We start from the raw sequence: 7783 nt of genomic DNA, 5'->3' as shown, positions 1-7783 counted from the left end.
AATCAAGTGAGCAAAGACGTAAAAAATAAAGATGCAAAAGCTGTTTCAAATAGCACCTTAAAATCGTAATTCATCGTAATCATTTAAAAAAGGCGAAATTATTTTCGCCTTTTTTATTCAAACTAAAAAATATTGTTATTGGCTTTCGTGTTACCTAAATTTGGATGATCAATGGCATCCTTACACTGAACTTTGTCACGCTCATATTCATGTTGCGCTTTTATGATCTGCCTATCTTTCTCTAAAGTTGCTCGCGCCCAGACATCCAAACTCGTCAACGCCTTTCGGCATAACGCATACTTTCCTTCAGTCACGGAGTCGGTCATTTTGACATTAATACGCCACTCTGTGCTGAGCTTACGTGCAGGTTGTCGTACTTTAGTCTCGATTTGATCCAGTTGTTTGTGATAGACCAAACTATCGACTTCATTAATAAATGCCCAAGCACGTTGTGCATATTCTGTTGCGTCATTGGTAATTTTTGGCGCAGCCTTAATTTCTACTTTTTGTTCAGGAGCTTGCTCTGACTGTCCACAAGCTTGCAAAAGTAAACTGCTCACAATAATAGCAGCCAGCCCTAAAGTACGTAATTCGAGCTTCAACATGGTTAAACGCCTCAACAAACAATTCGGCACTATGCTAGTGAATTCAGTTACAATACACAATCAATTTTGACCTAGTGATAAAGTCTTCTTCAAGGTGTGTTGTGTCCGAACTTAATCCCACTCCTGCACAAGCTGCTGGCTTTTGGCAAGGGGCTAAGGATAGCCAAGCGATTATCTTTACCTATCTACCTGTTTCTTTTGCCTTTGGTGTATCTGCAACCCAGTTTGGCTTTAGTGCATGGGAGGCTTTATTTTTATCCTGCTCAATGTATGCAGGTGCTAGTCAGTTTTTAGTCGTTGCACTGCTCGGTAGTGGTACATCTATTTGGATGACTGCCCTCACTGTCATTGCCCTAGATATTCGTCACTTACTCTACGGCCCTGCGCTACAGAACCTAATTCAAGATAAACTGAACCTAAAGAAAACTGCTATTTGGTCATGGGGATTAACCGACGAAGTCTTTGCTTCAGGCATGATCAAGTTGTCACAGCGTCGCCAAGAATGGTCTGAGTCTTGGATGCTGGGTTTAAGCCTATTCAGTTGGCTCGCATGGGCGACAGGTTCTTTTCTAGGTGGAATGTTTGCAGACCAAGTCAGCCATTTACCCCAGTTCTTACAAGCCGCTTTAGACTTTTTATTGCCTGCACTTTTTTTAAGTTTTTTATTGGCAGCTTTTGAAAAGAGGCACACTTTCGTGGTCACTGTGACTATTCTGGTATCTGCGATTGCCTGTTACTTTATTGACTTATCTGCTGCCATTTTTATTGGCATCAGTTCAGGTATTTTTGCTGGCTTGTTTAAGCACTATATACTGAAAAAACCAGACCCTGAACATAGTGGAGATCAAACATGAATATCGAAATTATCTTGGTCGGCATTTTAGTCGGTATTGCAAACTTTGCTTCACGCTTTGGGCCATTCTTCGTCATTCAAAAGCTTCAACAAGGCTCACAAAAGCGCGGTGCTTTATGGTTGAAGATTGCATTGGGTTCAATTGGTATTTCAGCAATTAGTTCGATGCTTGTGGTTGCAACTTTGCCACCACTGTTGGATGCACCCAATAAAAGTTTTGCCATGTTAGTCGGCTTCATCGTCTTGGCTGGGCTTTATTTCAAATTTAAGCAAATTGTCCCTGCTACACTGACCGCAGCACTCAGCTACGGCTTGGTATATACCTATATTCCTGTAGTTTTTTAACTATCTGTTCCCCCCTAAAACTTAACTTGACCTAAACTCAATTTACAAAACGGCTAAAAGTATCAATTTTAGAATGCATTTTTCGTGGCATTTTGAATTTGGTTGAGCAATTCTCAGAAGTACGATTTTGCTACTTCAAATGCACGTATGTAAACACAATCGCTTTATAAAAAAAATTGTTGGACAATATCATTAATTTATGTGAATGAACCCTGAACACCTTTAAGAGTTCTGCTATTCTAAAAGCCCATAAAATCAAGCATGGATGATTTACATGAGCGTTACTATTGGTACCCCACTTCAGTCTTCAGCATTTAAAGTCCTGCTACTGGGTTCTGGAGAGCTAGGGAAAGAAGTTGTGATTTCTCTACAACGCTTAGGTGTAGAAGTTCATGCTGCTGACCGTTACGATCATGCTCCTGCAATGCAAGTGGCACACTATGCCCACACCTTAAATATGGCAGATGCGACAGCGCTGAAACAACTTATTGAAGACATTAAGCCGAACCTGATTGTTCCTGAAATTGAAGCCATTGCAACCCAAGTATTGGTTGAAATCGAACAAGAAAATATTGCCACAGTCATTCCATCTGCAAAAGCAGTAAACCTCACCATGAACCGTGAAGGCATCCGTCGTTTAGCTGCTGAAGAACTGGGTTTACCCACTTCTGCTTATCGCTTTGCCAATACCCTAGAATCGTTCCGTGCAGCATGTGATGACATTGGTTATCCAAACTTTGTTAAACCTGTCATGTCATCTTCTGGTAAAGGTCAATCCCGTGTAAAAGAGTTCGCAGAAGTAGATGCTGCATGGGAATATGCGCAAACAGGTGGTCGTGTAAACCAAGGGACTGTGATTGTAGAATCACAAATTGATTTTGATTTCGAAATCACTCTATTAACAGTTCGCTCTAAAAACCCTGAAACAGGGGAAATTGAAACGTCGTACTGTGACCCAATTGGTCACCGCCAAGATTCGGGTGATTATGTAGAAAGCTGGCAACCTCAGGCTATGTCACCAGTGGCCCTCGATGAAGCAAAGCGTATTGCCAATAAAGTTACCATCGCATTGGGTGGCTGTGGCATTTTCGGTGTAGAACTCTTTGTCAAAGGCGATAAAGTGTGGTTTAGTGAAGTATCACCACGCCCACATGACACAGGTCTTGTAACGCTTGCTTCTCAGTTCCAAAGTGAATTTGAACTTCATGCGCGTGCGATCTTAGGTTTACCTGTAAATACGGCACGTCACAGTATTGCAGCCAGTGCCGTAATTTATGCGGGTGTAGATGCAAACAACTTATCTTTTTCTGGCTTAAATCTTGCTTTGGCAAACCCAAATACTGATTTACGCATTTTTGGTAAGCCAGAAGGCTTTACACGTCGCCGTATGGGCGTTGCAACAGCACGTGCTGAAACAACTGACCAAGCACGTGAACTCGCTGCTCAAACAGCAGAACTGGTTAGCGTTCATCAAAACTAAGCGTTGTTAAAATTTACGGATACGGAACATGATCAATACTTCTCCACTGCTTAGCTATGTCAGCAGTAATCACGACATTAAAGCGATCAATCAATGGCGTAGTGATGTCGAAAATCAATTACAAGAAAGTTTTGATCATGGTCAATCCATCCGTGATGTCATTTTAACCCGTTCAAATTTGATTGATGAGGCACTTATTTTCCTTTGGAAACATGCTGAACTCAATCAAACCGATTTGAGCTTATTTGCTGTTGGTGGCTATGGTCGCCGCGAGATGTTACCTTATTCAGACGTAGACATCATGATCCTGTCTGAGGATGAGTTTAGCGAAGAACAAGAAAAGCTCATTTCTGTCTTTATTTCCTCCCTATGGGATGTCGGCAATTTCAAACCTGGCATTAGTGTGCGTACCATTGCCAACTGTGTTGAACAAGCCACAAATGACTTAACTGTTGCCACAGCCCTCATCGAGTCCCGTTTAATTATAGGCAATGAACATTTAGCCAAATGGCCACGACGTATTGTTTCGCAAACATGGACAGATAAAACCTTCTATGATGCAAAAATGGAAGAACAGGCCAAACGCTATGCGCAACACAATTTCACAGAAAGCAATCTAGAACCCGACATAAAAAATGCGCCGGGTGGCATTCGTGACATTAACCAAATTGGTTGGATTGCAAAGCGGCATTTCCGCGTCAATCGCATTTATGACTTGGTGCATTTGGGCTTTATTTCAGAGTTCGAGTTAGGGGTATTAGAAGAAGCCGAAAGCTTCCTCTGGGAAATTCGTCACCACTTACATCGCCTCACCAAACGCGATGAAAACCGCTTATTATTCGACTATCAACGCGATATTGCTGCGAAGTTTGGCTATGTGCGCGAAGAAGGCAAATCCCCGAATTACCCAATTGAGCAATTCATGAAGCGTTATTATCGAAGCGCTCAACAAGTGACTACACTGAATGAAATGCTGTTAGCTTATTTCAACGAGTCGGTCATTACCCCACGCCTACCAAACTATGAACGTAACATTGAAGAAATCAATGAAAATTTTAAACTAGTTGATGGCAAACTAGCTGTTCAACACCATAAGATTTTTTCTGAAAACCCAAGTGCCATCTTAGAAATTTTTTATTTATTGGCAAACCGCCCTGAGATTACGGGTATTCGTGCACGGACTTTACGCCTCCTCACTTTAGCTGCAAAGCACATTGATCAAGAGTTTCGGGATAACCCAACCCATCAAGCCTTGTTTATGGCGATCATTCGCTCACCACATCGCTTATATGAGACGATGGTGGCAATGAAACGTTATGGAGTATTGGGCAACTATATTCCTGCATTTGGGCAGATTATGGGGTTAATGCAATATGACTTGTTCCATATCTACACAGTCGATGCACACACCTTACTACTACTGCGTAACTTAAACCGCTTCAAAGAGCCTGAGTTTGCCAAAGACTTCCCTGTCGTGAGTTCGGTGTTCCAACGTCTAGCACGTCGGGATATTGTCTATTTGGCTGCCATTTTCCATGATATCGCTAAAGGCCGTGGTGGAGACCATAGTGAGCTGGGTGCAACTGATGCGATTGAATTCTGTCGTAATCATGGTTTTACCGAACGCGAATGCAACCTTGTCGCGTGGCTCATCCAAAACCATTTACTCATGTCCGTCACTTCTCAAAAGAAAGATATTTCTGACCCCGATGTGGTTAAAGCTTTTGCTGAGAAAATGGGCGACATGGAACATCTCGACTATCTGTATACGTTGACTGTTTCAGATATCAATGCCACCAATCCTTCGCTTTGGAATACGTGGCGCGCTTCTCTCATGCGTCAGCTCTATACGCATGCACGTGATGTGATTCGCTCAGGTTTAGGCCGTCCTGTGGATTATCAAATGCTCATTGAGGACACCAAGTTTTCTGCCAGTGAACAACTGGTCGAAGAGTTTGCACTGGATGACGTCGAAAAAGTCTGGCAAGAACTGGGAGACGAATATTTCCTCAAAGAATCTGCTGATGAAATTGCTTGGCACACACGTGCTATTTTACAGCATGGTGATAACCCAGAACCGCTGGTTTTGATGCGTGCACAGCGTAAATTTGCTCAGGATGCAGTACAAATCTTTATTTATACTCAAGATCAGCCCAACTTGTTTGCAACAACGGTTGCCATACTTGACCGTATGAATTTGGATGTACAAGATGCACGTATTATTACCGCAACCAAAGCATTTAGTTTAGACACTTATGTTGTGCTTGACCGCTTTGGCACCCTACTGACTGACCCAGAACGTGAAGCCAAAGTACTGTCTGCTTTAAAAGATGCCTTAGTCAATTCAGATAAATATCCTGGGCTCATGCAACGCCGCATCCCACGTCAGCTACGCCATTTTGACATTGAAAACACCGTTGATATTACGCTGAATGAAGCACTGCAACAAAACATGGTCGAAATTGCAACACTTGACCATCCCGGCCTACTTGCCAAAGTGGGCGGGTTGTTTATGATGCAAGGTCTAGATATTCACTCTGCTAAAATTGCCACTCTAGGTGAACGTGCCGAAGATATTTTCTTTGTCACTAAAAAAGATGGTCAACCCATGACTGAAGCTGAAGCTGAGACTTTTGCTGCTCAACTAAAATCTGCCTTAGATGAAGCGTCTAGTCAGGTCTGTGGTCAACATTAACAATACACACTGGTATTTTGTTTCATGAACTCGAGTTTATCCCTTTTACATCCTTATCCTTTTGAAAAGTTAAATAAACTATTTCAGGATATTACTCCCGCAGACTTACCCCTCATTCCACTCTCGATTGGTGAGCCTAAGCATCCTGCGCCAGAGTTTGTGAAACAAGCCATTATTGATAATTTTCAACATTTATCGACCTATCCAAACAGTAAAGGTCTGCCAGAATTACGTACCAGTATTGCAAACTGGTTGACCCGTCGTTTTCAACTCAATCAAATTAGTGCAGAGAACAACATCCTTCCTGTTTCTGGTACCCGTGAAGCAATCTTCTCTTTTGTTCAAGCTTTGGTGAACCGCGAAGATGTACCTTATGTGGTGATGCCTAACCCGTTCTACCAAATTTATGAAGGTGCTACCTTACTTGCTGGAGCAAAACCATATTTTGTAAATTGTACTGAAGAAAATGGTTATCTCGGTGACTTTGATGCTGTGCCTGCTGAGGTCTGGGAAAAAACTGCCTTATTATTTGTTTGTACGCCAGGTAACCCAACAGGTGCGGTACTCTCAAAAGAGCAGTTTAAAAAATTAATCGCACTTTCAGATCAATATGGTTTTGTCATTGCATCGGATGAGTGCTATTCAGAACTTTGGTTTGATACTGCGCCTGTGGGTCTACTCGAAGTTTGTGCTGAAATAGGCCGAAATGACTACAAAAACTGTGTTGTATTCCACTCATTGTCTAAACGCTCAAACTTACCGGGTATGCGCTCTGGCTTTGTCGCGGGTGATGCAACATTACTCAAACCTTATTTACAATACCGCACCTATCATGGTGCAGCGATGCCTGTACAACACCAGTTGGCTTCGATTGCGGCTTGGGATGATGAAACACATGTTGAAGAAAACCGTGTGCAATATCGTGCAAAATTTGACTTATTTCAAAACGAATTAGGCCACTTACTCCCTCTACAAAAACCAGATGCGGGCTTTTACTACTGGTTAAAAGTAGATAATGATGAAACTTTTGCAAAAATGCTGATGGAGAAAGCACATGTCAAAGTACTTCCAGGGCGTTACTTGTCACGCAATACTGAGCAAGGCAACCCAGGCGAAAACCATGTGCGTCTTGCTCTAGTCGCCGACCTTGCACAGTGTGAGCAAGTCATTTCGCGCTTAAAAGCAATTTTATAAATAAGTTCATCTAAAAAAGAAAACCTCCTGTAACGGAGGTTTTCTTTTTTTTCTTCGATTAAAAATCAAATGATGCACTAAGCATGAATGTACGAGGTAAACCAGCAACCAAGTAACCATTATTGGTATTGCTTGTACTGTTGATATTGTCATACAGACCAACGGAACTCCAATAATCTTGATCAAATACATTATTCACAAGGAAGTTAAATGTAGTTGGGGTTTGCCCCAACTGAGTTTTATAGCTTGCACCCAGATCAAGCGTAGTCCAATCATTAACCTTCAAGTTATTGTCCAGACTAGCATAGGTGGAACCCGTGTAAGTCAATTGAGCGTTCAAAGAAATATCTTGCGGAAGGGGCAACTTCCAATTTGCACCAAGATTTGCCTGAAACTCAGGAACACCTACTTCATAATTTCCATCATAGGTCGTCGAACCAGTTTCTTCTTGCTTTGCATGCATCCACGTCACCCCACCTAAAACAGTTAAGGAGTCAGTAAGCTTGCCATAACTACTTAACTCTAGACCACGATGGACATATTCACCAGCATCACTGAATACACCATTTTGCATGACGCCACGCTGTTTATTAATATCAAATAAACTTAGT

Annotated in this window: 7 protein-coding genes; 5 read left to right on the top strand and 2 right to left on the bottom strand. The window is 42.1% G+C overall.

Going from position 1 to position 7783, the window contains the following annotated elements; all coding sequences use genetic code 11:
- Positions 1-122 precede the first annotated feature (122 nt).
- Positions 123-605 (bottom strand): hypothetical protein, encoded by a 483-nt coding sequence (locus DPG01_RS17830; RefSeq protein WP_086209331.1) that lies wholly within the window; start codon positions 603-605, stop codon positions 123-125.
- 101 nt (positions 606-706) lie between these two features.
- On the opposite strand from DPG01_RS17830, the gene DPG01_RS17825 reads away from it, so the two are divergent.
- From DPG01_RS17825 to dapC, 5 genes are all read left to right on the top strand, one after another.
- Positions 707-1459, top strand: a complete 753-nt coding sequence (locus tag DPG01_RS17825) for an AzlC family ABC transporter permease (protein ID WP_086209332.1) — start codon at positions 707-709, stop codon at positions 1457-1459.
- Positions 1456-1803, top strand: a complete 348-nt coding sequence (gene ygaH / locus DPG01_RS17820; protein ID WP_086209333.1) for an L-valine transporter subunit YgaH — start codon at positions 1456-1458, stop codon at positions 1801-1803. The genes DPG01_RS17825 and ygaH overlap by 4 nt, the downstream gene beginning before the upstream one ends.
- A 265-nt stretch (positions 1804-2068) precedes the next feature.
- Positions 2069-3283: a formate-dependent phosphoribosylglycinamide formyltransferase gene (gene purT / locus DPG01_RS17815; RefSeq protein ID WP_171327452.1), complete on the top strand. Its 1215-nt coding sequence runs from the start codon at positions 2069-2071 to the stop codon at positions 3281-3283.
- A gap of 28 nt (positions 3284-3311) precedes the next feature.
- Entirely contained in the window at positions 3312-5978 is a 2667-nt protein-coding gene (gene glnD, locus DPG01_RS17810) for a [protein-PII] uridylyltransferase (protein WP_086209335.1), read from the top strand.
- Between the two features lie 24 nt (positions 5979-6002).
- Positions 6003-7172 (top strand): succinyldiaminopimelate transaminase, encoded by a 1170-nt coding sequence (gene dapC / locus DPG01_RS17805; protein WP_110975953.1) that lies wholly within the window; start codon positions 6003-6005, stop codon positions 7170-7172.
- Positions 7173-7230: 58 nt separating this feature from the next.
- Here the strand turns inward: dapC and DPG01_RS17800 are convergent.
- A partial coding sequence (locus DPG01_RS17800) for a TonB-dependent receptor domain-containing protein (RefSeq protein WP_162622367.1) occupies positions 7231-7783 on the bottom strand: 553 nt, incomplete at its 5' end.

It is taken from the genome of Acinetobacter sp. WCHAc060042 (assembly GCF_003231195.1).
Lineage (GTDB): Bacteria > Pseudomonadota > Gammaproteobacteria > Pseudomonadales > Moraxellaceae > Acinetobacter.
The sequence above is the reverse complement of the archived record's forward strand: the minus strand, read 5'-3'. Positions and strand labels throughout refer to the sequence as shown.